This window comes from Alloprevotella sp. Lung230 (assembly GCF_014385435.1).
Taxonomy (GTDB): domain Bacteria; phylum Bacteroidota; class Bacteroidia; order Bacteroidales; family Bacteroidaceae; genus Alloprevotella.
In genome coordinates this window covers 114,957-140,113 of sequence record NZ_JACSUD010000004.1, presented here as the reverse complement: position 1 = coordinate 140,113, position 25,157 = coordinate 114,957, and the positions used below count along the sequence as shown (strand labels likewise).

Sequence of the window (25,157 nt, the reverse complement as noted above, 5' to 3'; positions counted from 1 at the left end):
AGCGCACACGTGTTCTAAAAAAAACGTAACTTTGCACGAGCGAAAGTGCCGACCCACGCTCCTGAGGGCGCGGACTTTCGCAGCAACGACAACTTCTATCCCCAACAACTTCTCATTTCAATGAAACGCACACTTCTCTCTCTGACTCTTGTGCTCCTCGGCGCGCTCGGCGCATGGGCGCAAACGACCGCTAAGTACGTGTTCTACTTCATCGGCGACGGCATGGGCGTCAACCAAGTGAACTGCACCGAAACTTACCTTGGCGCGCTCGAAGGGCGCATCGGCATCCGCCCGTTGCTCTTCGCGAGTTTTCCCAACGTGGCGCTGGTCAACACCCAAAGCTACACCAACGGCATCACCGACTCTGCCGCCGGCGGAACGGCCCTCTCCACCGGCCGCAAGACCTACAACCAGTGCGTCGGTCTGATGCCCGACAGCATCACCCCCATCAACTCCATTGCCGTTTGGGCGAAAAATGCCGGTGCGGCCGTGGGCATCGCCACGAGCGTGAGCGTCGACCACGCCACCCCCGCCTGTTTCTACGCCCACCAAAAGCACCGCAAGATGTATGCGGAAATCGGACGCGAACTGGCCGCTTCCAACTTCGACTTCTTCGCCGGGAGCGACTTCCTCAAGCCGTCACCCGCCACGCCCGGTGCCCCCGATACCTACCAACTCTGTCGCAATGCCGGGTTCACCATTGCTCACGGCTACAAGGATTTTCAAAAACTCCAGCGCAAGGCCGACCGCATGATTCTCCTCCAAAGCGAAGCCGCCAACCGCCGCGACAATGCGAGCCTTCCCTATGCCATCGACCGCAAAAAGGGCGACCTCACTTTAGCCGAAATCACCCGCGCTGCCATCACTTTTCTGCAAAAGAAAAATCCCGACCGCTTCTTCTGCATGATTGAGGGCGGAAAGATCGACTGGGCGAGCCACACCAACGACCCCGCGGCCATGGTGCGCGAAGTCATCGACACCGATGAGGCCATCCGCGTGGCTTATGAATTTTACGAGCAGCACCCCGACGAGACGCTCATCCTCATCACCGCCGACCACGAAACCGGCGGCCTCGGCCTCGGCACGGGCGACTACACCCTCCACACCCGCAACCTCAGTCTGCAACGCATGAGCAGCTACGAGTACAGCACCCACCTCAAGCAGCTCCGCAAGGAAAAAGGAAAAGACTTCACCTGGGAACTGGTGCGCCGCGATTTGGAGGAAAACTTTGGTTTTTGGAAGCACATCAAGATTACCCAAAAGGAAGAAAAAGCCCTCCGCGATGCCTACCAAGCCATGGTGGACGGCACGGACAAGGCGGCCGAAAGCCTCTATGCCTCTGAATGTATGCTCGCAGCCCGCGCCAAAGAGTGCATGAGCGCCCACGCTCACATCGGCTGGACCACGGGCGGCCACACCAACGGCTACGTTCCCGTCTTTGCCGTCGGTGCCGGTGCCGAAGCCTTCCGCGGCCGCATCGACAACACCGAAATCCCTAAGACGATTGCCAAGATTGCGCGATATGAGATGCAGTGACTTCATCGTTCTGTCATCTCCTTACCCAAATTTTTCGACGCATCCGTCTTGACGCTCATGGCGGTGCCTCAACAGCAACTCCCCACCACATCGGCCGATGTGGTGGGGAGTTTTTCTGTCGGGGAAGAATCCCTTATGGAGGATGGCTGTTTGGTGTCAATCAGACGACCTCAAAACTCATCATTGGCATAGAGGAAATCGAAGTAAGCGAGTTTGTAGTCGAAAATCTCGCCCGGAGCAAAGAAGCGGCGGAGTTCCACGGCGGCCGTCTCGGGGCTGTCACTGGCGTGGACAATGTTCTCTTGGAACGACATACTGTAGTCGCCGCGGATGGTGCCGGCCGGGGCTTTACGTCCTGTGGTTGGGCCCACGATGGTGCGCACGGCTTCGATGGCATCCACGCCTTCGAGCGCCAGCGCCACAACGGGCGCGGTCATCATGCTGTCTTTCACGCGCTGGAAGAAGGGCTTTTCGGAGAGATGGGCATAGTGCTCGGAGAGGAGGGCATCGGTGAGCTGCATCATCTTCATGCCGCACACGCGCAGTCCTTTCTTTTCGAAGCGGTTGAGAACTTCGCCCATGATGCCGCGTTGCACGGCGCAGGGCTTGAGGAGTACGAGGGTCTTTTCGAGTGCCATAGTATTATGGTATTTTAGAGATGAATAATGCGAGAATACAAACGCAAATATAGGGAGAAAGTGGAAACTGAACAAATGTTTTTCTCCTTTTCTCCCTGCCTATCCCAAAAGAAAGCGCTAACTTTGCTTCGCCCGGGCCGAAAGCCCCTTCTTTTTTTGCTTAAACTCCAAACCTTGATATGAAAAAAATCGTGATTGCCATCGATGGCCACAGTTCTTGTGGCAAGAGCACGATGGCTAAACAGCTGGCGCGCGAAGTGGGCTATATCTACGTCGACAGCGGTGCGATGTACCGTGCTGTCACCCTCTATGCGCAGCGCCACCACCTCTTTCTGCCCGACGACAGCGTCGATGCCGAAGGGCTGCACCGCGAGATGCCCAACATCCGCGTGAATTTCCGCCTCGATCCGGCGACAAACCTCCCCCTCACCTACCTCGGCGAGGAATGCGTGGAGGAAGCCATCCGCTCCATCGAGGTGAGCCGTCAGGTGAGTCCGGTGGCCGCGCTGCCTTTTGTGCGTGAAGCCATGACGCAGCTCCAGCAGCAGATGGGCGAAACCAAAGGCATCGTGATGGACGGCCGCGACATCGGCACGGCGGTGTTCCCCGACGCCGAACTCAAAATCTTCGTCACCGCTTCGGCCGAAGTGCGTGCCCGGCGTCGCTACGACGAGCTCCAGGCCAAGGGGATGCCGGCGTCCTACGACGACATTCTGCGCAACGTCCAAGAGCGCGATTACATCGATACCCATCGCGCGCTCAACCCGCTGCGCCAAGCCGACGATGCCCTCGTGCTTGACAACTCACACCTTACGCGCGAAGAGCAAAGTCAATGGCTTCTCGAACGCTTCCACGAGGCCGTGCAGTGACCCTCTTTCTGACACAACCTGAGGATGAGGCAGCAAAAAAAACTACCGGCGAAGCACTTTCGTTTCAGCAAGAATTGTTAACTTTGCGGTAGTTCTCGGCCACCGCCTTCCATAAGAACAAACATTTACCCCTCATAATCATCATGAAACCCACTCTCTTTCTCCTCGCTGCAGGAATGGGAAGCCGTTACGGCGGCCTCAAGCAGCTCGACACCCTCGGCCCTCAGGGGCAAACCATCATGGACTATTCCATCTACGATGCCATCCATGCCGGTTTCGGCAAGCTCGTTTTCGTCATCCGTAAGGATTTCGAAGAAGACTTCCGCAACATCGTGCTCACCAAATATCAAGACAAAATCCCTTGCGAACTCGTGTTCCAGTCGCTCGATGCGCTCCCCGAAGGCTTCACCTGCCCGGCCGACCGCCAAAAGCCTTGGGGCACCAACCACGCTGTGATGATGGGCGCCGGTGTCATCAAAGAGCCTTTTGCCGTGCTCAACTGCGACGACTTCTACGACCGCGACTCCTTCCGCGTGATGGGCAAGTTCCTCTCCGAGCTTCCCGAAGGCAGCACCGGCCGCTACGCCATGGTGGGTTTCCGTGTGGGCAATACCCTCTCTGAGAGTGGCACCGTGAGCCGCGGTGTGTGTGAAATGAACGCCGACCACCTCCTCACCTCCGTGGTGGAACGCACCAAGATTGAGCGTCACAACGGACAGGTAGAGTTTCTCGACGAAAACGACAAGTGGGTGGGCATCCCCGACACCACCCCCGTCTCGATGAACTTCTGGGGCTTCACTCCTGACTATTTTGCCCACTCCGAAGCTTTCTTCAAGACGTTCCTCTCCGACCCGAAGAACATGGAAAACTTGAAGAGCGAGTTTTTCATTCCCCTTATGGTCGACCACCTCATCCGCAACGGCCAAGCGACCTGTGAAGTGCTCGATACCACCTCTAAGTGGTTCGGTGTCACCTATCCCGAGGACCGTCCCGAAGTCGTGGAAAAGTTTGCTCGTCTCGGGGCCGAAGGTGTCTATCCCGAAAAGATGTTTTAAGTAAGGCCGCAGGTCGGTGTTCAGTGCGCCACCTCCGCCTTTTCCTCCTCCAATAGTAACAGCCCGATGGTGCACCTCTTGCACCATCGGGCTGTTGCTGTATTGAGTAGAGAAAGGACGTTGCTGTCTTGATGAGGGAAGGAAAACAAACTTTCGTCCCCACATGGCTGGTTTACCAGTACTTTGCGACCTACTGCGGCTATTCGGTTTTGCCCTCTTGAGGAACAGTCTCCTCTGCCGTGGGTGGGACGAGGTAGCGCCGATAGTAGTCGATGAGGATGGTGGTGAGCGGCAATCCCACCACCAGGCCGAGGATGCCGCCTATGAACCCCCACACCGAGAGGGAGAGGAGGATGATGGCCGGTCGCAACCCCATGATGCCGCCCATGATGCGCGGGGTGATGAACACGTCCTGGATGATTTGCACCACCACATAGACCACCAGCACCAGCAGCATGAGCATCCAGAACGAACGGCCCGTCTCCGCCATTTGGAGCAGTGCGAGCAACGCAGCGGGCAGGAAGCCCACCACCTGAACGTAAGGCACAAAACTAATCAACCCCACGAAACAGCCCATCCCAATGGGCATCGGCAGTCCGATAATCCAAAAACCGAGGGAGAACATCATGCAATTCCACAGCGCGATGAGGGCCTGACCTCGAAAGTAGCCGCGCATGTGGTGGGCAATGTCGTGTGCCAGTTCGCTGAGGAAGTGACGGCTGCGTTGCGGCATATAGGCCAACCAGCCGGTGGAGAAACGCTCGTAGTCGATGAGCAGAAAGAGGAGGTAGAGCACACTGAAAAACACTGAGGTCAAGCCCATCACCACATCGACCGTGGAGAGAAACACCCCCCAGACGTGCGGCAGCGCATTGCGCAGCGCTGAGATCAGTTTGCCTTCGCGCAGCATCTCCTCCAAGCGCAGTGCCGCCACGCCTTCTTCCACATAGTGTCGCAGCCATTCGGGCAGCTGGAGCGTTTTGGCATCGCTTTGCAGGTAGCGCAACGTGGCGTCTTTGATGTGCGTGAGCCCGTCGATGACCATCGGCATCGCCCACCACGCCAGCAGCACCATCACCGCAACCGCCAGCGAGAGGGTGACGCCCACCGACAAAGCGCGCGAACGCAGACGGCAGGTGTACTGAAAGAAGTGGACCACAGGGATGAGTATCCATGCCAAAGCCCATGCCGCCAGAAAGGGGATGAGCACCGGACTCAGCCAGCGCAGCGCCGCAATGAGCACGGCGGCACCGGCCAAAAAGAGCAGACCGCGCACGAAGCGGTCGAAAGTAATCGGGGTTGAGAGAAAGGACATAATTAGATCTTCAAAATTAATCGTAACCATCTTCTGCGTAGGGAGTCCTCTACTCTGACACCATCTTTGTTTCCCTGCTCCGCCATCTCGCCTTTGTTCATCCCTCGTGTAGCTCGCTACACTCCTTCTTGACAAAGACGACTTGACGAAAAATGGGAACAAATATAGTATCCATTAATTTTGAACACCTACTTAAGTAGAAGGGTTTGAAGCGCTGCAAAGTTACGCTTTTTCGATTATCTCTACATGAATTTTGTCAATTTTATTTGTTGCAATAGGAAGAAAGGCTTACTTTTGCAGATATAATCGGGCGGAACAGACACGACCACAACCCCTTTTTCACCCTCAATCTCAACGCCATGCTCTACCTCGTCCCCACGCCCGTCGGCAATCTGGAAGACATCACCCTCCGTGCCCTCCGCATCCTCCGAGAGGTCGATGTCGTACTGGCCGAAGACACCCGGACGAGCGGACAACTCCTCAAACACTACGACATCGCGGCGCGCTTGGTGAGCCACCACAAGTTCAACGAGCACCAGACGGCCGAATCCTTTGCCGCACGTCTCGCTGCCGGCGAAACGATGGCCCTCATCAGCGATGCCGGCACACCCGCCATCTCCGACCCCGGATTCATGCTCGTCCGTGCTGCCGTGGCGCGTGGCGTCGAGGTGCAGTGCCTGCCCGGTGCCACCGCTTTCGTTCCGGCTCTCGTGGTGAGCGGACTGCCCTGCGAACGCTTCTGCTTTGAGGGGTTTCTGCCGCAGAAGAAGGGCCGATTGTCGCGCCTCGAAGCCCTTCGCACCGAACCGCGTACGATGATTTTCTACGAAAGTCCCCACCGCATGGTCAAAGCGCTTGAACAGATGGCCGAAGTCTTCGGACCTGACCGCCGCTGCTCTGCCTGCCGTGAGATTTCCAAACTCCACGAAGAGAGCGTTCGCGGCACACTGACCGAAGTGCTCCACCACTTTCAATCCATCGAACCGCGCGGCGAATTTGTCCTCATCGTCGAAGGGGCAGCGGAAGATACCGAACTGCCCACCACGATGAAAAAAACGAACCACGCAGCGGTAGACCCCATCACAGGACAACCGCTTGACGCACCACTCCCGGCCCTCATCGATAAGGCGCAGCAACGGCGCAGCAAGAAGCACCGATAAGTCTCGATAAGCCTTGATGAGATCAGCCACTTTCAACTTTATTGCTACTTCTCAAAAAAAACAGACGTTATGAAGAAAATCGCATTTCTCCTCATCGCCGCCGTAGGCATGGGCTTGATTTCCTCCTGCGAAACCAAGAAAGAAAAAGAAAACGCCGTCGAAATCACCACGGCCGACTCGCTCCAACAAATCCTCAGCCAGAAAGAAGGCGAACTGAGCGACATGGTGTCGACCCTCAATGAAATCCAAGACGGATTCCGCAAAATCAACGAAGCCCAAGGTCGCATCAGCGTGGAGCGCCAGAAGGGCGAACAAAACCAGAAGGCCGCCATCATCGAAGATATGCAGGTCATCCAGCACACCATGCGCCTCAATCAAGAACTGATTGCCAACCTGCGCCAACAGGTCAAGGAGTCGAAATCGAGCAACTCTGCCCTCCGCAAGACGATGGAAGCCACCATCGCCTCCCTCACCGCCCAGCTCGATGACCTCACCAAGCAGATGGAGACCCTTCGCGCACAACTCGCCGAAAAGGACATCAAGATTGCCGAACAGGGCGAGCAAATCACCAACCTCAAAGGCAACGTCAACGAACTGGCCGTACAGAACGAGACCAAGGCGCGCACCGTGGCTTCGCAAGACAAAGAACTCAACACGGCCTACTACGTGTTTGGCACCAAGCGCGAACTCAAAGACCAGAACATCCTCTCTCATGGCGAGGTGTTGCAGAATGGCAACTTCAACAAGGACTACTTCACCAAAATCGACATTCGCGTCGACAAGGTCATCCACCTCTACTCCAAGAGCGCACGCCTGATGACCACTCACCCCTCCGACAGCTATTCGCTCGACAAGGATGCCAAAGGGCAGTACACCCTCCGCATCACCGACCCCACCCGCTTCTGGAGCGTGAGCAAATATCTGGTCATCACGGTCAAGTAAGCCCCTTCAATTACTGACAAAAACTATGTTGCGAGTCCCATTCCTCCACCTTGGGGGGAGTGGGACTTTTGCAAAGCAAAGCCTCCCTCACGCGGAGCATGAAGAGGGGCTTGCTTCCCACCCCAAAATCATTCCCTATGCACAAATCTCTCCTTCTCCTCACACTGGCCGCCCTGATCGGCCTGACGAGTTGCGGTTCTTACGACAGTTTCAGCCGCACCACCACGGGCATGTCGCTCGGCGCCATGTTTGGTTCCACCATCGGCAGCATCGTGGGTGGCTATCGTGGTGCCGATGCCGGTACACTCATCGGTGGCGCTGTGGGCGGTGTGGTGGGGGCCGCCAGTGCCGAAGCCGCTGCCAACCGCCGACGCGAAGCGGCCGAAAACTCGTATCGCTCCGCACAGCCGATCGAACCCTCCTACGGCCGCTATGACGAAACGAGGAACTATTCTGCCACGGCCGGACAACTCTCCATCGAAAACATCGTCTTTGCCGATGCCAACAACAACCACGTCCTGGAGTCAGGCGAACGGGCCTACATCACCTGCGACATCTACAATCGCGGCACGCAAGCCGTGCTCAATGTCGCTCCCGTGGTGGGCTGCAACGAGAAGCGCATCGCCATCTCCCCCACCGCCATCATCGGCGACCTCTATCCTGGTCAGGGCATGCGCTACAAGGCAGCCGTCGTGGCGCAGCGCCGCCTGAAAGACCGCGTGGTTGGTTTCTCCATCTTGGTGTCCGATGCCGCCGGCCGTCCTTTGGTCATGCAGGAGTTCAGCATCCGCACTGCCCGCTGAGGCAATCGGGGACAGCGCTCCACGGGTTGCCCTCGCGCGCGTATACACTATTATAGTAGGTGTTTTTTGCCTTCAATCCTTCACCAACGGAGAGACGTTGCAGAGATAGAGAAGATTATGTATGAAGGATTTCACATAGGAAAAACTTCACTATAGAAGTGCTCTTCTTGATAAATGTTATAACTGTATAAAAAGCGCGAACTCGCTCTTTTAGAAAAGAATGAGTTCGCGCAAATTGTTTGTTCAATCCTTTTTAGAATGGATCGTTAGGAGAATAAATAGCAGCCCATTGCTGCAAAACAAAAGTGTTCAATACAACGCCTATAACGATGGAGAGTGCATAGACAATGGGGCGTTTCTCCTTGTAGCACAAGATGCCTAAGATAATACTGAGAATACAAATGAACGTCACGATAAGAGTTGCGAAACCGCTTCGAATATCCATAATACGTACTGGAAGCTCAAGAAGTAAGCGTCCTAAAATCAGTGCCAACCCAATCATACCTAATGAAAGTTGGTCGCGATAGCGAGCTGCACAGAAATGAGCCAATGCAAAGAAACATACGGATTGTACCCAAGTGGCGGTAGTACCTGAGAAAGCCATAAACCACCAGGTACTGGCAAAGAGGAGAAATCCCATCCCTGTGATCAGCCAAAAGGCGGTGCGAGAAGAAATCTGTTTCATAATAAATATTTTATAGTTTGGGAATTATAAGCCATCGCAGCGCCCATCACACTCTTGAGCAAATACCCATCCACATCCTTTATTTGTCTCTTCACAATCTGGATCTGATTCGCAAAATACAGTCTCAGGGAAACATGCTATTAAGCATTTTTTATGGCAATTGCACTTGTAATTAAGCCCTGGGTTAATAAAATCAACACGAGGCACCGTACTAAGTAGTTTTATACCTCTATTTTTCTGATTGGTAATTGGACGACAAGTACCAACAATAGAATATATAGTGGACTTATTCCAGTTGAATCGTTTTTCACCTTCTTTTGCCCAACTATAGAAAAACTTCTCAATTTTCTCTTCCTCAGATTCTGATAGTTTATCACCATCGAATAAATAAGGATTGTCGTTAATAAATTGCTTAACCTTATTGATATGCGAAATTTCAGCTGAGTTCCTTAATATCTCAGTAGTTTCATTAAGCTTTTCATTCCAAACCTGGAGTTTTTGTTTTTGAGAAAAAGCACGAAATACAGGAATCTCAAGATTAGCAGGTAATGACAGCCAATTAGTTCGACTCATTTTTCTTATTTCATTTAGATGTTGTTTCACCCATGCATTTTCTTTTTGGTCGCAGCTATATACGACCTCTTGCTCTTCTGAACAAGAGAATAAAAATAGTCCTAACGAGAGGATGATAAGAAGATTACGAATCATAGAAATACTTTTTAGGATTAAACATTTTGTATAGATGACGTTATGAAATACCTACCTTAAGGCAGAGCTTTTCCTATAATTTTTAGAATAAGGATTTCATTATTTGCATAGTTTATATAGATTGATTTTCTAAATTTCCCTTGTAATGACTCTGTTCCAATTTTCCCATTGATGCTTATACTGGAATGTGGTGCAATAGTACTCGGATTAGTATGAACGGCAACACAACTACAAGATACATCAATATCGTTAATCGCAATTTCTTTTTCGGAATTATTGGTTAAGGTAAATGTGTAGGCAATAGAATCCCGATCTTTTGTAGAAAAACTATGTAAATCTAACTTTTTATGGTCTACTATAATCGCGTTATTATCTCCTTTGCATGAGGAGGTGAAGAAAGCAAGAAGAATTGGGAATAATACCCATACGTAGTATTGCTTAAAAACGTGATAACTATATTTCATCTTCTCTTAATTAAAGTTGGAGGTGCGTAAGTTTACAAGTCTATAAGAGATTCCAAGGATAAAGGTGATTAACATTATAAACAGAAAAGTGTAAAGAGAATTACGCATGATATCATAAAAATAGAAGGAGTAAATTGGTGGTATAAGACAGAGAATAAAAGTGTAAAATAAATATCTATTCAATAAAAAGGACTCGGAAGGAGGGCTATGGATATTTTTTAGAGATATTACAGATATCCCCATCAAAAGAATGCTTTTATAGAAAGAGTATTTAGGGGTAAGTACAATAAGCTCTCCAAAACATCCGCAATTATTAATGCGTTCATTTGGTGGCAAGTATAAATAGTTTATTCCCGTAAGAAGTAAAAACAATACAGAGAGAATGAAAACACATAACGACGGAAGAGATTTTTGGTATGAAAAGAAGGCATAGATACCTAGTAGTATTTCAATACTACATAATAATATCGCTATCAAATTATTATGAAGAATGACCCATATACCTAATAAAAATTCCCCATATTCTGCTAATTCAATAGAAAATGCAGCAATATGAAAAGATTTAAGTACTCCAGATAAGATAAAAACAAATCCTAAGAACTTTATAGAAAATACATGTGCAGATTTCATATTTTCAATATTTAAGATAATGAAAACCATTAAAGTACTAATGATCTTTTGTGATGGCAAATATAGATATTGTTTCTGGGATAACAAAATAAAATGTCTTTTTTTTGAATTTTATTTTTACAGGTTTCTTTGGAGTACTGCAAGGCTATTGAGGGCGCTCTGCTCTCGCGCGCGTATACACTATATAGTGCGTGTTTTTTGCCTTCACTGCCTTCACCTCGTTGCTAATGCACTGATAATCTCTTGTTTATGGGTGAAGGCAAATGGCAATTTTGCCTTCACCGTCCCCTTCTCACTTCTTGAGTTTAAGTAAGACGGTGAAGGCAGTGAAGGCAAAAACACGACTTTATAGTGTAGTGCGTACGCGTGCGTGCGCGCGTGAGGAGCAGGTGAGGAGGTCGGCCGGGGGATATGTACGATCGAGGAGGGTTCTTCCCATCGACACTCCCTTCTCGGTCCTTTTTTTATACGGCACAAGTAGTCGATTCTACCTCAGAGGTAGTTTTACGCAGCTCAGAGGTAGATCCAACTACCTCTGAGTTTTTTTGAGAGGGAGAATGCTTGCGGACGGGGCTATCGGGATGTGTTTTCCTCCCACTCCTCCGAGGTCCAATAGCAACAGGGGCGAAATAGAGCAACCCTCTGATGAGGACACTCCCAGCATCCACGTGCGATTGATATTGCAGGGGTTGTGTTAAGGAAAAACTCACCGCAGCCGACCACGCAGGGAGCGTGCGAAAGCATTCATCTCTCGGTCTAAGCGGCGCGCCAAGCCGGGAGCGCCCAGCAGGCGATCGGCCTCTGCCCAGAAGCGCGGGCTGTGGTTGAGATGGGAGAGATGAGCCAATTCGTGCGCCACGACATAGTCCACCCAACGCGCGGAGGCGAGGAGCAACCACACTGAGAAGTTGAGGTTGCGCAACGAAGAGCAAGAGCCCCAGCGCGAGCGCACGTCCTTGTAGGTGATGCGTCCGAAAGAGAGCCCGCCTTGCTGCGCCAGATGGTGGATGCGTGGGGTGAGCAACCAGTGGCATTGCTTGCGGAGCGCCTCTACCACCACGCGGTTGAGCCACTCTTGCACGGCCGCTTGCTCGAAATTCAGCCCTTCGGGCAGGGCGATGTGCGCCTCGCCGGGGTGGGCGTTGAGTTGGGCAGCAGTGAGACCGGGTTTGACGGTGAGCGTGAGTTGCAGTAGGTCGGTGGAGATGTGGAAATCGGGGGTGATGTAAAAACGCATAACGGCAAAATTACGGTATTTCGTCCACATTGCCAAAGGGGGCCGTGGCTTTTTCTGTCCCACTTCAAAAAAGTCAGGTCATCCGTTGGTGGCTTCCTCTTTTTTACGTATTTTTGCCTCGACTTCTTTTTCTTTTTTCACCATGAAACACGCTCTTCTTTCTCTCTTCCTCGGGCTGGCGCTCACCCCGACCGCACTGCCCCTCGCAGCACAAACGCCGCCCAAAGAGGCATGGCGCAATGCCGACATCAACCGCGTCAATACCCTTGCGCCGCACGACCACTTCTTTGCTTACGAAAATCCCGATTTGGCCCTCCGCGGCGACAAGCGACAGTCGCAGCGCTACCTCTCGCTCGAAGGGAAGTGGCGCTTCCGCTTCGACCAGCACCACAACAAGCGGCCCATCGACTTCGAACGCCCCGACTACGACGACCGGGCGTGGGAGGATTTTCCCGTGCCGGGCGTCTTCGAACTCAACGGCCACGGTGTGCCCATCTACAAGAACATCGGCTATGCTTGGGCCACGCAGTTCAAAAACAATCCGCCCTTCGTCGAAGAGCGCAATAACTACACGGGGTCTTACCGCAAAGAGGTGGAAATTCCGGCCACATGGAAGGGCGAACGCATCTACCTGCACGTAGGGTCGGCCACGAGCAACCTCAGCGTGTGGGTGAACGGTCGATGGGTAGGCTATTCGGAGGATTCGAAAGTAGCGGCAGAGTTTGACCTCACGCCCTATCTGCGTCCCGGCCAAAAGAACCTCATCGCCATGCAGGTGATGCGCTGGTGCGACGGTTCTTACTTTGAGGATCAGGACTTTTGGCGCTTCACGGGGATTGCCCGCGAGGTCTACCTTTTTGCTCGTCCGCAGGCGCAGATTGCCGACTTCCGCTATGTAGCCGACCTTGAAAACCACTACCGCGACGGCCGCTTCACCCTCGACGTGACCACCACCGGTGCCAAAGGCCACCGGCTCCGCGCCACCCTCCGCGACGGTCGGGGTGCTGTGGTCACCACCGACACCCAAGCCCTCGATGCCCAAGGGCGTCGGCAGTTGGAATGGACGGTGGAAGGCGTGCAAGCCTGGACGGCCGAAACGCCCCATCTCTACACCCTTGCGCTCGACCTGCTCGATGTTCGCGGCCGGGTGGTGGAAAGTTGCACGCGCAAAGTGGGTTTCCGCAAGGTGGAATTGCTCCCCGCCACCCACAACGGCAAGACGTTCCGACAGCTCTGTGTGAACGGTGTGCCGCTCCTCATCAAAGGCACCGACCGCCACGAGATGGACCCCGACGGCGGATACGTGGTGAGTGTGGAGCGCATGAAGCAGGACATCCGCATCATGAAGGAGCACAACATCAATGCCGTGCGCACCTCCCACTACCCCAACGACCCACGTTGGTACGAACTGTGCGATGAAATGGGGCTGTACGTTGTGGCCGAAGCCAACCTCGAAACTCACGGCATGGGTTATGGAGAAGGCACGTTGGCACGTCGTCCCGAATTCTACCAAACCCACTTGGAGCGCAACCTCAACAACGTGGAAGTGCTCAAGAACCATCCTTCCATCATCACGTGGAGCATGGGTAACGAGGCGGGACATGGAGTAAACTTCGACCGCATCTACGACTATCTCAAAGCGTGGGACAAGACGCGTCCCGTGCAGTACGAGCGTGCCGGACAGGAGCGCGCCACGGACATTTTCTGCCCCATGTACATTTCGCCCAAAGGCTGCGAACACTATCTCAAAGGCAAAGATGAACGGCCGCTCATCCAATGCGAATATGCCCACGCCATGGGGAACTCGATGGGTGGTTTCAAAGAATACTGGGATCTCATTCGCCGCGAACCCCAATACCAAGGTGGATTTATTTGGGACTTTGTAGATCAAGCCGTGCGCGACACCAACCGCGAAGGAAAAGAAATCTTCACTTATGGAGGCGATTACGGCCGCTACCCCGCCACCGACCACAATTTCAACTGCAACGGATTTATCGCTCCCGACCGCACACCACATCCTTCTGCGGCGGAAGTCAAATATCAGCATCAAGACTTATGGTCTACTTTCGATGCACAGCGCGGTAGTGTGACGGTGCAGAATGAACGCTGCTTTACTTCCATCGACAACGCCGAACTGCTCTGGGAACTGCGTGAGGAAGGACGTGTGGTGCAAAGTGGCAACGCAGGGCGCATCAACGTGCCGGCACAAGGCCGTCAAACGCTCACGTTGTCGGGTTGGCAACTGCCAAGCGATACACTAAAAGAGCGCAATTTGGTGATACGTTATGTGGTGACAGACGATCCTATTCTCACGAAAGGACATGTGCTGGCCGAACAGGAGTTTACCCTCAGCCACTATGCTTTCCCCACCTTCAACGCACTCACCGAAAAAGTGGCCTCCAAGGCGAAAAAAGCATCAAAAACTCCGCTCGTGAAGCGTGACGAAACTTTGGCTTATATTCAGCTCATCTCCCCACGAATGACCGTCACTTTTGGCAAAGACGGCGGATGGGTGGACTACCTCGACCTCGACGGTCGGCCGATGCTCGAAGACCGCCGCTCGCTCCGCCCCAACTTCTGGCGCGCCCCGACCGATAACGACTATGGTGCCGGTCTGCAAAACATCAAGCAAGCCTGGAAGCAACCGAAGATGGAACTCACCCATCTGAGCGACAGCGTCATCGGCGACTCCCGTATCGTTGTGGCACGCTACTCCCTCCCCGAGGTGAAAGCGCAACTCACCCTCACTTACACCCTCACTCCCGACAGCCGCCTCATCGTGACGCAACGCCTCCACACCGATGTTGACAAGAAGCACCAACCCTTCCGTGTCGGTATGCAGCTCATCATGCCGCAGCGCTACGACCGCATCGACTTCTACGGTCGTGGACCAGTGGAGAACTATCAGGACCGCAAGAGCAGCCAGTTTTTGGGACGCTACACTCAGCGCGTAGCCGATCAACTCGGCAACTACGTTCGTCCGCAAGAGACGGGCAACCACACCGATGTGCGCTCGTGGAGCGTGGTCGACAGCACCGGCATCGGCCTCACCTTCCTCGGCCTGCAACCGCTGGAATGCGCCACCCTCCCTTACCTCACCGACGACCTCGACGGCGGCCCGGTCAAGGAAGCGCGCCACGTGCACCAAGGCGACCTCACCCCGCGCCCCTTCTCGGTGGTCGATATCGCCCTTCGGCAGATGGGGTTGGGCTGCATCGACAGCTGGGGCGCATGGCCGCTTGATCAGTATCTTCTCAACGAGCAAGACTACGAATGGAGTTTCATCATCGAAGCTGCTCGATAAAACGCACCATAAAAAAGTAGGTATTTCGCTCCGAAAACCTTTCCCAATTAGCAAAGATTTCGTACCTTTGCCTTGAACAAACATAAGAAGTCCTCCACGTCCACGGAGGACTTCTTATTGGCCTCATCCCCTAACCCACCTCCGCCCCATGATGAACCCACAATGGAACGCCCTCCTGCAACAACTGCAACAAACGCTCACCCCCGAACTCTACGCCACGTGGGTGCAGCAACTGCGTTTCGACTCCTTTGACAACAATCTTCTCGCCATCGGAGTGCCCGGGCAGGTCTTTGCCGATGTCATGGTCAAGGAGATACGCCAACCCTTGACCGAAGCCATCTATCAGCACTTCGGTCAGGAGGCCAAAGTGCGCTGGGTGCTGCCCAAGGATGAAAATCCCAATGCACGCGCCGGCATCGCTGCCGTGGGCAAAGGCACGCCCTACACCCCCCAGCGGCAAAGCGCCCCCGCTCCCCTCAAGTCCTACCTCAACCCCGACTATACCTTCGAAAACTTCTGCGAAGGCATGAGCAACCGCGTGGCGCTGGCCATGGGCAAGTCCATCGTCGACCATCCCGAGCAGCAACTCTTCAATCCCTTCTTCCTCTACGGACCCTCCGGTGTGGGCAAAACCCACCTCGTCAACGCCATCGGCCTCGCCCTCGCCGAGCGCCACCCCGACTGGCGCATCCTCTTCGTCTCGGCACGCCAGTTTCAGACCCAATACACCGACGCACGCAACAACACCAACGACTTTATCTACTTCTACCAGAGCATCCACGTCCTCATCATCGACGACTTCCAGGAGATTACGGGTGAAAAGACACAAAACGCCTTCTTCCACATTTTCAACCACCTCCAGGCCAACAAGCGCAAAATCCTCATCACCTGCGACCGCGCCCCCGCCGAGTTCAAAGGCATCGAAGAGCGCATGCTCACCCGCCTCAAATGGGGCGGCATCACCGAGCTCGAACGCCCCGACCTACGCCTCCGCCGCGACATCCTCGAAGCCAAACTCCGCCGTGAAAATATCGTTTTCTCCGAAGAGGTGACGCAGTACATCGCCGAAAACGTCTCCGACAGCGTGCGTGAAATCCAAGGCACCGTCAACTCCCTCATCGCCTTCTCCCTCCGCGACTTCTGCGCCATCGACCTCGACCTCGCCCGCCGCGTTGTGGCCCGCGTAGTCAACCAAGCGCAAAAGGTACTCACCCTCGACGACATCGTGGCCGCCATCTGCAACACCTACAAGGTCAAACCCTCCGAAATCGCCGCCAAAAGCCGCAAGAGCAAGCACGTGCAGGCCCGCCACCTCACGATGTACCTCACCAACAAGTACACCACTCTCTCGCTCTCCCAAATCGGACGCGAACTCGGCGGACGCGACCACAGCACCGTCAGCCACGCCTGCACCCAAATCGAACTCCGCCTTAACAAGGACCAACTCTTCCACCGCGAAGTCGAAGAGATCGAAGCCTCCCTCAAGAAAAAATAAGCGAGTTGCCCTCGCGCGCGTATACCCTACAATAGTCTGTGTTTTTTGCCTTCACTCCTTCACCGCAAGGTCTATCTCGCTGTGGTGCAGTGCGTTAAGGGTGAAGGCAAAAGGGAGATTGCCTTCACCAAAGAGAGGAGCATTGACCATGTTTTGGCGGATTGTCGAAATGCTTGATTTTGAGAGGTTTACACAAATGGGTGAAGGCAGTGAAGGCAAAATGCAAGAATGTAGTGTAGTGTGTTGCGCGCGCGTACGAAGCGCTGAGGGGATGATTTTTCTCAGAGGTAGTTTGAACTATCTCTGAGGTAGATGAATTTAGTTCAGAGGTAGTCGGATTTATCTCTGAGGCAAGTGTGTCTATCTCGGCGTGCAGGGACAGATGGTGAGTGTTAAAGTTGTGTTAAATCCAAGGCCTTGTGGCTGATTTCGTCGGTGAGATGTCTATCTATAAATAGGGGGGCTTTCAAAATCGGCGTAAAACTAAATTAGACTAAAATTCCACTCTTCCTTTGTCAGAGACTGACTAATTGCTACTTTTGCATCCGAAGTTCGAGAGGAAATCTATGAAAGGGGAGCTTTGACGCTCAAAAGTTCGCATTTCTCCTCTACGAATGGACGACAACTTACTTAAAAACAACTCAAATCCGTCCTTTTTATGGAAAAGAAAATTCGCGCTGCCATCGTAGGCTATGGTAACATCGGCCGCTATGCACTTGAAGCCATTGAAGCAGCTGCCGACTTTGAATGTGCGGGCGTTGTACGCCGTGCCGGTGCAGAAAATTTGCCCTCTGAACTCGCTGCCTATCCGGTGGTAAAAGATATTGCCGAGTTGAAAGATGTGGATGTGGCCATCTTGGCTACCCCCACTCGCAAAGTGGAAGAATATGCCAAGAAGTGCCTGGCACTGGGCATCAACACCGTCGACTCGTTTGACATCCACACGAAGATTGTCGATTTGCGCCGTTCGCTCGATGCCGAAGCCAAGAAGCACGGTGCGGTGAGTGTCGTTTCGGCAGGTTGGGACCCCGGTTCGGACTCTGTGGTGCGCACACTGATGCAAAGTCTCGCTCCCGAAGGCGTGAGCTACACCAACTTCGGCCCCGGTCGCTCGATGGGACACTCCGTGGCGGTGCGCGCCATCGAAGGGGTGCGCGATGCCCTCTCGATGACCATTCCCTTGGGCACCAGCATCCATCGCCGTATGGTGTACGTAGAACTGGAAGAAGGGGCCGACTTCAAAGCGGTGGAGGCTGCCATCAAGGCCGATGCCTACTTTGTGAACGACGAAACCCACGTGCAGCAAGTGCCCTGCGTGGCCGAACTCAATGATGTGGGGCATGGGGTGAACTTGACGCGCAAGGGCGTTTCGGGCAAGACGCACAACCAGCTCTTTGAGTTCAACATGAAAATCAACAATCCGGCGCTGACCGCCCAAGTGCTGGTGAATGTGGCCCGCGCTTCCATGAAGCAGCAACCGGGCGCTTACACGATGATTGAAATTCCCGTCATCGACTATCTTCCCGGCGATCGTGAGACTTTGATTGCTCACTTGGTGTAAGTTTTCTCTCTCTCTTGCATAAAGAAAATACCCTGTCGTGCGAAATGGCATCGTACGACAGGGTATTTTTTGTGGTGAGAGCTATTCTTGTTGAGATTCAGGCACTTCCCCACAATCCGAGGAGGGTGAGGAGGGCGAAGAGCAGCATATTGCGAGACGTTTCTCCCAGAATGAGATTGAGCTCGCGGCCGCGTCCAATGCGGCACATCTTACGCCAAGTGAGGAAATGGAAGAACAAATAGGGCAACATGCAAAGCGTCAAAACGCTGAGACGTTGATGAAGAGAGGCGTCCGCAACAGCCATCAAGAACGCTCCGCAACAGCCGACTGCCAGATAGAGCCCTCGCCCGCCACACTCACCGAGCACCACCACCAACGTGCGCTTGCCTACGGCACGGTCGGTGTCGCGGTCGCGAAAATTGTTCACTGCCAGCAGCGTGTCGACCACACAGCCGATGCTCAGTCCCAGCCATAGGGTCGCCCACGAAAGGGTGCCGGTCAAGGCGAAAAACGTGCCGCACACCGGCACAAGACCAAAGAAGAGCAGCACCATGACATCGCCCAGTCCCAAGCGGCTGAACAGAGTGGTGTAGAGAAAGGCTCCGGCCATGCAGGCCACACCGATTCCGAGCAGCGCCATCGCCAGTTGTGGTTTGGGGAGTGGGGTTTGCTCCCACACAACAGCCAAAAGCCCCAAGCCAACGATGCCGGCCAGTGTCAGTACGACCACAATACCCCAACGCATAGCCCTTGGAGAAATCCATCCTTGTTGGCAGGCGCGTTCTGGACCGAGGCGGTCGGCGCGGTCGGTGCCGCGCTCGAAATCTATCAGGTCGTTGATGAAGTTGGAGGCCACCTGCATTCCTCCGGCGAAGAGGGCGCAGAAGGCTCCCGCCAGCCAAGCGTGACGCAGCAGAGGGGAGGTATGATAGGCCAAGGCTGCTGCCGTTGCCACCGGCACCAACGCGCCCGAGAGTGTTTTCGGACGTGCCGCCAGCCACCAGGCTCGCCAAGAGTTCGGTTGTACATTGTTCATAAAGCGAAGATAGGTATTTCATTTGGCACAACCAAAAAAAAGTACTACTTTTGCTGTTGAAACCATCTCCCTTATTTATGCCTTACAACGAACATTTTCCCCGTCAGGGCCGCATTGAAGTGATTTGCGGCAGTATGTTTTCCGGGAAAACTGAAGAACTCATCCGCCGCCTCAACCGCGCTCGCATTGCGCAGCAAAAAGTGGAAATCTACAAACCGATGATTGACACGCGCTACAGCGAAGAAGATGTCGTTTCGCACGACAGTAATTCCGTGGCTTCAACACCCGTCGAATCCAGTCAGAGCATTCTGTTGATGGCCACTGAAGCCGATGTGATAGGCATAGACGAGGCGCAATTTTTCGACGAAGGGCTGGTGGAGGTGTGCAACACTTTGGCCAATCGGGGCAAGCGCATCATCATTGCCGGGCTCGACATGGATTTCAAAGGTGTGCCTTTCGGTCCGATGCCGGCTTTGTGCGCCATTGCCGAAGATGTCACGAAGGTGCACGCCATCTGCGTCCGCTGCGGCAATCTTGCCCATGTCAGCCACCGCATCGTGGAGGGAGACAAACAAGTGATGCTCGGCGAACTGCAAGAGTACGAACCTCTCTGTCGGCAGTGCTACAACAAAACGCAATAGTCATGAAGCCCATTTTTCTTCTCCTTTTGGCCGCTTTCTCCCTGCTTCCCCTTGCCGCACAACAGCAACAAGAAGAGCTGCGTGCCCACAGCCAACTGCTCTTCCCCGAATTTCGCAACGCCAAGGTATTGCAAACTTTCAATCGGCGGGTGAAGGCCAAAGCCAATATCCTTTACAAAAACGCGGCGCTTTGCTATCTCGACGAAAAAGACAACAAAGTCTATCAGGCCGTCAATAAGAGCATCGTGGGCGTTGAGTTCGACAGCATTCGCTACATGAAAGTAAACGACGTGGCGATGGGACGGGTGATTGCTCAACAAGGGCAAAACCTCCTCCTCTGCGTTACCACCATCGACATGCAGCGCTACAAAGCACAAACCGGAGGTGGCAGTGATTTGCCTTTCTTTGAAATCGACATGGCCGGCTTTGGACTCAACCAACTGATGGACTTGTCCGGTGCTGAACAGCTCGACAACCATGGTTATCCCCTCAAACAAGAGTATTACTTTATGCTCAAAGGGCGCGTGGTCGAAGCCCGCGAACGCCGTATCAAGAAAGAAGTGCTCCCTGAAATGAAAGAAGCCTTCAAGAACTTGATGAACGATCGTTGGTGGAGTTGGAAAGATCCGGCCTCGCTCTCCAAACTTTTCATCTATTTCCCACAATAGCATCATGTCCACCATTCTCTTCCCTGCTCCCATCTTCGGTCCGGTTCACAGTCGGCGGTTGGGGGTATCGTTGGGCGTCAATCTCCTTCCTGCCGATGGGAAACTCTGCACTTTCGATTGCATCTACTGCGAATGCGGTTTCAATGCTGCGGGGCGCACTCGCTCCCCCATTCCTACGCGCCAAATGGTGACCGATGCCTTGGCCGAAACCCTCCGAGAGATGCACAGCGCAGGAAAACCGCTTGACGTCATCACTTTTGCCGGCAATGGTGAACCTACGCTGCATCCCGATTTTGCGGCCGTCATCGACGATACCCTCGCCCTGCGCGACCGCTATTTTCCTTTGGCCAAAGTGAGTGTGTTGAGCAATGCCACTTTCAGCCATCGTCCTGCTGTGCGGGAAGCTCTGATGCGTGTGGACAACAACATTCTCAAACTCGACACCGTCGATGCCGAATTTATCCGGCTCGTCGATCGACCTGTCGGCGCTTACGATGTGGAGCAACTCATTGAGACGCTGTGCACTTTCAACGGAAAGGTGCAGATACAAACCATCTTTCTGACGGGCGAATTTGAAGGGAAAACTTTTGACAACTCCACCGAACGCTACCTCCTGCCGTGGCTCGATGCTCTTCGTCGCATTCAGCCCGAACAGGTCTATGTCTACACCATCGACCGCGAAACACCGGCAAAACATCTCTGCAAAACACCGCCCGCCACACTCGATGCCATTGCCGAGCGAGTGCGCGCCCTCGGCATGCCTTGTTCGGTGTCTTACTAACCTCTTTTTGCGCTTATGTCCCCTTTTGCAGAAAATATCGCCCTTACGTTTGCCCCTCATCTTAAAGCGGCACAAACGCAGGGGCTTTTTTGTGCGCTGAGCGGTGGCGCCGACTCGGTGGCGCTGCTCCTGGTGTTGCAGGAACTGCGCGTCCCTGTCACCGCCCTGCATTGTAACTTCCACCTGCGCGGGGAGGAGAGCCATCGCGACGAAGCCTTTGTGCGCCGCCTCTGTCAAGAGCGGAATGTGCCGCTTGAGGTAGAGCATTTCGACACCCTCGCCGAAGCCCGCCGCACTGGGGAAAGCGTTGAAATGGCCGCCCGTCGATTGCGCTATACTTGGTTTGCTCAACACGACCGACCGACGGCCGTGGCGCATCATGCCGACGACAATATCGAAACTCTCTTGCTCAACCTCATTCGCGGCACCGGTATTCGTGGCCTTACGGGGATGCGTTTTGATAATGGCGTCAACATCCTGCGTCCTCTGCTCGCAGTAAACCGCTCCGACATCCTGCACTATCTCGCACAACAAAAGCAATCTTTCGTGGACGACTTCACCAATGCCGACACGACCTTTCGCCGAAATTTTGTGCGCCATCGTCTGCTGCCGCTGTTGCAGGAACTCAATCCATCTGTTCGGAAAGGTTTACTTCAAACGCAACAACATCTGCAAGCCGCGGAAGCCGTCTACACCCTCGGACTGCAACAACTCACGTCCCTCTTTTCTCCCCGAACCGAGGGCGGCACGACCCGCTACCCCCTTCTGCCACTCCGCGAACAAGGGGAGGTGGGACGGCTTTGGCTGTATGAACAACTCGCTCCCTTGGGCTTTTCAGCCGAGGCGGTAGATGCTCTCCTCACTGCCCGCGAAGGAGCAACGGCCTACTCGCGCACCCATCTTGCGGCCGTGAGCCGCGGCAGTTTGGAAGTAGCGGCTTTCAGCACCCTCTATGCAGCCCCGCAACTTCCCTTTTCGGTCGATTTGGCACCACTCCCTGTTTTACAGCAAAACCGTGTTCCTCGCCCGACGCCGTTTCACCCCTCCCGCGCACCCCACATCGCCACAATTGACGCCCATGCCGTTGTCGGTGAACTAACTTTGCGACGCATTCTCCCGGCCGACCGCTTTACGCCCTATGGAATGCGGAGCGGCAGCAAACTCGTGAGCGATTACCTGACCGACCGCCATCGTTCGCGCATCGACAAACTCCGTGCGCTCGTGGTGTGTGATGAGGTCGGCATCCTTTGGCTCGTTGGCGAAACCATCGCCCACCGTGCTGCGGTAACACCCGCTACCGGCGAGATACTCACGCTGACCCTGACACCTGCATAACCCCTTTTCCGAAGATCGACACACAAAAAAACGCCCGAATGCTCGGCTGAGCATTCGGGCGGTTCGTTTATAAAGGGTGGGAAAAGCCACCTTGGTTTTCAAAGGAGCAGGTCGGCTTACATCATGCCGCCCATACCACCCATGCCGGGCGCACCCATAGGCATTTCGGGCGTATCTTCCTTCTTGTCGCAGATGACACACTCCGTGGTGAGGAACATACCAGCCACGGAAGCCGCGTTCTCAAGAGCTACGCGCGTCACCTTGGCAGGGTCTACGACACCCACTTCGCGGAGGTCGCCAAAGGTGTCGTTCTTGGCATTGTAACCGAAGTTACCCTTACCCTCGCGCACCTTGTTCACGATAACCGCACCTTCCACACCGGCATTTTTGCAAATCTGGCGAAGGGGTTCTTCGATGGCGCGACGGATGATTTGGATACCTGTGGTTTCGTCGTTGTTCTCGCCCGTGAGGCCTTCGAGGGCTTCTTGCGCGCGGATGTAGGCCACACCACCACCAGTCACGATGCCTTCTTCCACAGCAGCACGTGTAGCGCAGAGAGCGTCGTCGCAGCGGTCTTTTTTCTCCTTCTGCTCGGTTTCGCTGGCAGCACCCACTTCGAGCACGCACACGCCGCCGGAGAGTTTGCCAAGGCGTTCTTGGAGTTTTTCCCTGTCGTAATCACTCGTCGTGTTGGCGATTTCGCTCTTGATGAGTTCGATGCGCTCAGCGATGTTCTCTTTCGCACCGGCACCGTTGACGATGGTCGTGTTGTCCTTCGATACCGAAATCTTCTCGGTCGTACCGAGCATTTCGAGGGTGGCTTGTTCGAGTTTCAAGCCCTTTTCCTCGCTGATGACCACACCGCCCGTGAGAATAGCAATGTCTTCGAGCATCGCTTTGCGGCGGTCGCCGAAACCGGGAGCTTTGACAGCACAAATCTTGAGCTGTGTGCGGAGACGGTTCACCACAAGAGTAGTCAACGCTTCGCTATCCACGTCTTCGGCAATGATGAGGAGGGGACGACCGCTCTGCACGGCAGGTTCGAGAATGGGAAGAAATTCCTTCATGCTCGAAATCTTCTTGTCGTAGATGAGGATATAGGGATTTTCCATATCGCAAACCATCTTCTTGGGGTCGGTCACGAAGTAGGCCGAAAGATAACCGCGGTCGAACTGCATACCTTCTACGGTCTTCAGCACCGTGTCGCGGCCTTTGGCATCTTCGATGGTGATGACGCCGTCCACCGACACAGCACGCATACCGTCGGCAATGAGTTTACCGATTTCGCTGTCGTTGTTGGCAGAGATGGTGGCCACTTGTTCAATCTTGTCGTAGTTGCCGTCCACCTGTTCGGCTTGTGCTTTGATGCTTTCCACCACGCTCTTCACGGCCTTGTCGATACCGCGCTTGAGGTCGAGAGGATTGGCACCGGCGGCCACGTTTTTCATACCTTCAGTCAGAATGGCCTGTGCCAACACGGTAGCCGTGGTGGTACCATCGCCGGCATCGTCACCGGTCTTGGAAGCCACACTCTTCACGAGTTGTGCACCGGCGTTTTGGAAAGCATCGTCAAGTTCGATTTCACGTGCCACGCTCACACCATCTTTAGTGATGCGGGGAGCGCCGAATTTCTTGTCGATCACTACATTGCGACCCTTAGGGCCGAGGGTCACTTTCACTGCATTGGCCAGCGCGTCAGCACCTTGGCGGAGCTGTTCGCGGGCATCCACGTCATATTTGATTTCTTTTGCCATGATAGCTTGTTGTTTTTTATCGTTTGAGAGAGGATTTATTTTTCCTTCATAAAGGAGGGAAGAACCAGAGGTTTAGCCGAGGATGGCGAGGACGTCGCTTTGACGCATGATGAGATACTTCTCGCCCTCAAATTCGACTTCCGTACCGGCATATTTGCCATAAAGCACTTGGTCGCCGGCTTTGAGCACCATTTCTTCGTCTTTCGTGCCCTTTCCTGCAGCGAGCACTTCGCCTTGGAGGGGTTTCTCTTTTGCGGTGTCAGGAATGATGATGCCGCCGACAGTCTTTTCTTCGGCAGGAGCGGGCTTGATGAGCACGCGGTCTGCAAGAGGTTGGATATTCATTGCTGTAACTTTTTTGTGATAATGATTTTGTTGGTTTCTATTGCAAACACTCTGCCAAAGCCGTCCTGCCCCAGACAACGCGCCAAAATGGCAGACCTCGGCTGACACATTGTGTTGTGCTGTCAGAGCCGCACGGGTGAATATCGAGCGTTCCCCTCACAAAAAAAACTCAGAGGTAGTTGGATCTACCTCTGA

General features: G+C 53.9%; 23 protein-coding genes. 13 read left to right on the top strand and 10 right to left on the bottom strand.

Translation table 11 applies throughout. The features are described 5' to 3' along the window. The first annotated feature begins 120 nt into the window (after window positions 1-120). Entirely contained in the window at window positions 121-1,536 is a 1,416-nt protein-coding gene (locus tag H8527_RS04125; protein ID WP_187545852.1) for an alkaline phosphatase, read from the top strand. 170 nt (window positions 1,537-1,706) lie between these two features. Here the strand turns inward: H8527_RS04125 and ndk are convergent, their stop codons facing one another. Further along, the gene (gene ndk, locus H8527_RS04120) at window positions 1,707-2,174 is read right to left on the bottom strand and encodes a nucleoside-diphosphate kinase (RefSeq protein ID WP_187545851.1); all 468 of its coding nucleotides are present in this window, start codon (window positions 2,172-2,174) and stop codon (window positions 1,707-1,709) included. A gap of 179 nt (window positions 2,175-2,353) precedes the next feature. Between ndk and cmk the strand changes: the two genes are divergently transcribed. Together cmk and H8527_RS04110 are read left to right on the top strand one after the other, a co-directional pair. Beyond that, on the top strand, window positions 2,354-3,043 hold the full coding sequence (gene cmk, locus H8527_RS04115; protein ID WP_187545849.1) for a (d)CMP kinase: 690 nt from the start codon (window positions 2,354-2,356) through the stop codon (window positions 3,041-3,043). 143 nt (window positions 3,044-3,186) lie between these two features. Next, a complete protein-coding gene (locus H8527_RS04110) occupies window positions 3,187-4,098 on the top strand; it encodes a nucleotidyltransferase (protein WP_187545847.1) in 912 nt (303 codons plus the stop codon). 199 nt (window positions 4,099-4,297) lie between these two features. Here H8527_RS04110 and H8527_RS04105 read toward each other — a convergent pair whose 3' ends face one another. After that, window positions 4,298-5,413 (bottom strand): AI-2E family transporter, encoded by a 1,116-nt coding sequence (locus tag H8527_RS04105; RefSeq protein ID WP_187545846.1) that lies wholly within the window; start codon window positions 5,411-5,413, stop codon window positions 4,298-4,300. A 359-nt stretch (window positions 5,414-5,772) separates the two neighbouring features. Here H8527_RS04105 and rsmI point away from each other — a divergent pair, with 359 nt between their 5' ends. From rsmI to H8527_RS04090, 3 genes are all read left to right on the top strand, one after another. Continuing rightward, the gene (rsmI, locus tag H8527_RS04100; RefSeq protein ID WP_187545844.1) at window positions 5,773-6,573 is read left to right on the top strand and encodes a 16S rRNA (cytidine(1402)-2'-O)-methyltransferase; all 801 of its coding nucleotides are present in this window, start codon (window positions 5,773-5,775) and stop codon (window positions 6,571-6,573) included. 69 nt (window positions 6,574-6,642) lie between these two features. Beyond that, window positions 6,643-7,515: a hypothetical protein gene (locus H8527_RS04095; RefSeq protein ID WP_187545842.1), complete on the top strand. Its 873-nt coding sequence runs from the start codon at window positions 6,643-6,645 to the stop codon at window positions 7,513-7,515. Window positions 7,516-7,652: 137 nt separating this feature from the next. After that, a complete protein-coding gene (locus H8527_RS04090) occupies window positions 7,653-8,318 on the top strand; it encodes a hypothetical protein (RefSeq protein ID WP_187545841.1) in 666 nt (221 codons plus the stop codon). Window positions 8,319-8,571: 253 nt separating this feature from the next. Here the strand turns inward: H8527_RS04090 and H8527_RS04085 are convergent, their stop codons facing one another. From H8527_RS04085 to H8527_RS04070, 5 genes are all read right to left on the bottom strand, one after another. After that, complete coding sequence (locus H8527_RS04085; RefSeq protein ID WP_187545839.1) at window positions 8,572-9,003, bottom strand: hypothetical protein; 432 nt, start codon at window positions 9,001-9,003, stop codon at window positions 8,572-8,574. Window positions 9,004-9,027: 24 nt separating this feature from the next. Beyond that, window positions 9,028-9,711 carry a bacteriocin fulvocin C-related protein gene (locus H8527_RS04080; protein WP_187545837.1) on the bottom strand — a complete coding sequence of 228 codons (684 nt, stop codon included), beginning with the start codon at window positions 9,709-9,711 and terminating at the stop codon, window positions 9,028-9,030. 56 nt (window positions 9,712-9,767) lie between these two features. Beyond that, a complete protein-coding gene (locus tag H8527_RS04075) occupies window positions 9,768-10,175 on the bottom strand; it encodes a DUF1573 domain-containing protein (RefSeq protein ID WP_187545835.1) in 408 nt (135 codons plus the stop codon). 6 nt (window positions 10,176-10,181) lie between these two features. After that, window positions 10,182-10,805 carry a MauE/DoxX family redox-associated membrane protein gene (locus H8527_RS10020; protein WP_370539224.1) on the bottom strand — a complete coding sequence of 208 codons (624 nt, stop codon included), beginning with the start codon at window positions 10,803-10,805 and terminating at the stop codon, window positions 10,182-10,184. Between the two features lie 706 nt (window positions 10,806-11,511). Continuing rightward, window positions 11,512-12,042, bottom strand: a complete 531-nt coding sequence (locus H8527_RS04070) for a M48 family metallopeptidase (RefSeq protein ID WP_187545834.1) — start codon at window positions 12,040-12,042, stop codon at window positions 11,512-11,514. A 142-nt stretch (window positions 12,043-12,184) separates the two neighbouring features. Between H8527_RS04070 and H8527_RS04065 the strand changes: the two genes are divergently transcribed. The 3 genes from H8527_RS04065 (at window position 12,185) to H8527_RS04055 (ending at window position 18,402) form a co-directional block, all read left to right on the top strand. Next, the gene (locus tag H8527_RS04065; RefSeq protein ID WP_187545832.1) at window positions 12,185-15,346 is read left to right on the top strand and encodes a glycoside hydrolase family 2 TIM barrel-domain containing protein; all 3,162 of its coding nucleotides are present in this window, start codon (window positions 12,185-12,187) and stop codon (window positions 15,344-15,346) included. A 148-nt stretch (window positions 15,347-15,494) separates the two neighbouring features. Next, a complete protein-coding gene (gene dnaA / locus H8527_RS04060) occupies window positions 15,495-16,841 on the top strand; it encodes a chromosomal replication initiator protein DnaA (protein WP_187545831.1) in 1,347 nt (448 codons plus the stop codon). Between the two features lie 658 nt (window positions 16,842-17,499). After that, the gene (locus H8527_RS04055; RefSeq protein WP_187545829.1) at window positions 17,500-18,402 is read left to right on the top strand and encodes a diaminopimelate dehydrogenase; all 903 of its coding nucleotides are present in this window, start codon (window positions 17,500-17,502) and stop codon (window positions 18,400-18,402) included. Between the two features lie 97 nt (window positions 18,403-18,499). On the opposite strand, the gene menA is transcribed toward H8527_RS04055, so the two are convergent. After that, window positions 18,500-19,438, bottom strand: coding sequence for a 1,4-dihydroxy-2-naphthoate octaprenyltransferase (gene menA / locus H8527_RS04050; RefSeq protein WP_187545827.1), 939 nt, complete (start codon window positions 19,436-19,438; stop codon window positions 18,500-18,502). A 77-nt stretch (window positions 19,439-19,515) separates the two neighbouring features. Between menA and H8527_RS04045 the strand changes: the two genes are divergently transcribed. From H8527_RS04045 to tilS, 4 genes are read left to right on the top strand one after another with little or no spacing between them, the layout of a single operon-like run. After that, window positions 19,516-20,079, top strand: coding sequence for a thymidine kinase (locus tag H8527_RS04045; protein ID WP_187545826.1), 564 nt, complete (start codon window positions 19,516-19,518; stop codon window positions 20,077-20,079). Between the two features lie 2 nt (window positions 20,080-20,081). Next, a complete protein-coding gene (locus H8527_RS04040; RefSeq protein WP_187545824.1) occupies window positions 20,082-20,747 on the top strand; it encodes a hypothetical protein in 666 nt (221 codons plus the stop codon). Window positions 20,748-20,751: 4 nt separating this feature from the next. After that, window positions 20,752-21,528, top strand: a complete 777-nt coding sequence (locus tag H8527_RS04035; RefSeq protein WP_187545822.1) for a radical SAM protein — start codon at window positions 20,752-20,754, stop codon at window positions 21,526-21,528. A gap of 15 nt (window positions 21,529-21,543) precedes the next feature. Then, window positions 21,544-22,863: a tRNA lysidine(34) synthetase TilS gene (gene tilS / locus H8527_RS04030; protein ID WP_187545820.1), complete on the top strand. Its 1,320-nt coding sequence runs from the start codon at window positions 21,544-21,546 to the stop codon at window positions 22,861-22,863. 116 nt (window positions 22,864-22,979) lie between these two features. Here the strand turns inward: tilS and groL are convergent, their stop codons facing one another. Together groL and H8527_RS04020 are read right to left on the bottom strand one after the other, a co-directional pair. Beyond that, window positions 22,980-24,617: a chaperonin GroEL gene (gene groL / locus H8527_RS04025; protein ID WP_187545818.1), complete on the bottom strand. Its 1,638-nt coding sequence runs from the start codon at window positions 24,615-24,617 to the stop codon at window positions 22,980-22,982. A 72-nt stretch (window positions 24,618-24,689) separates the two neighbouring features. Beyond that, window positions 24,690-24,962, bottom strand: coding sequence for a co-chaperone GroES (locus H8527_RS04020; protein ID WP_187545817.1), 273 nt, complete (start codon window positions 24,960-24,962; stop codon window positions 24,690-24,692). Window positions 24,963-25,157 lie beyond the last annotated feature (195 nt).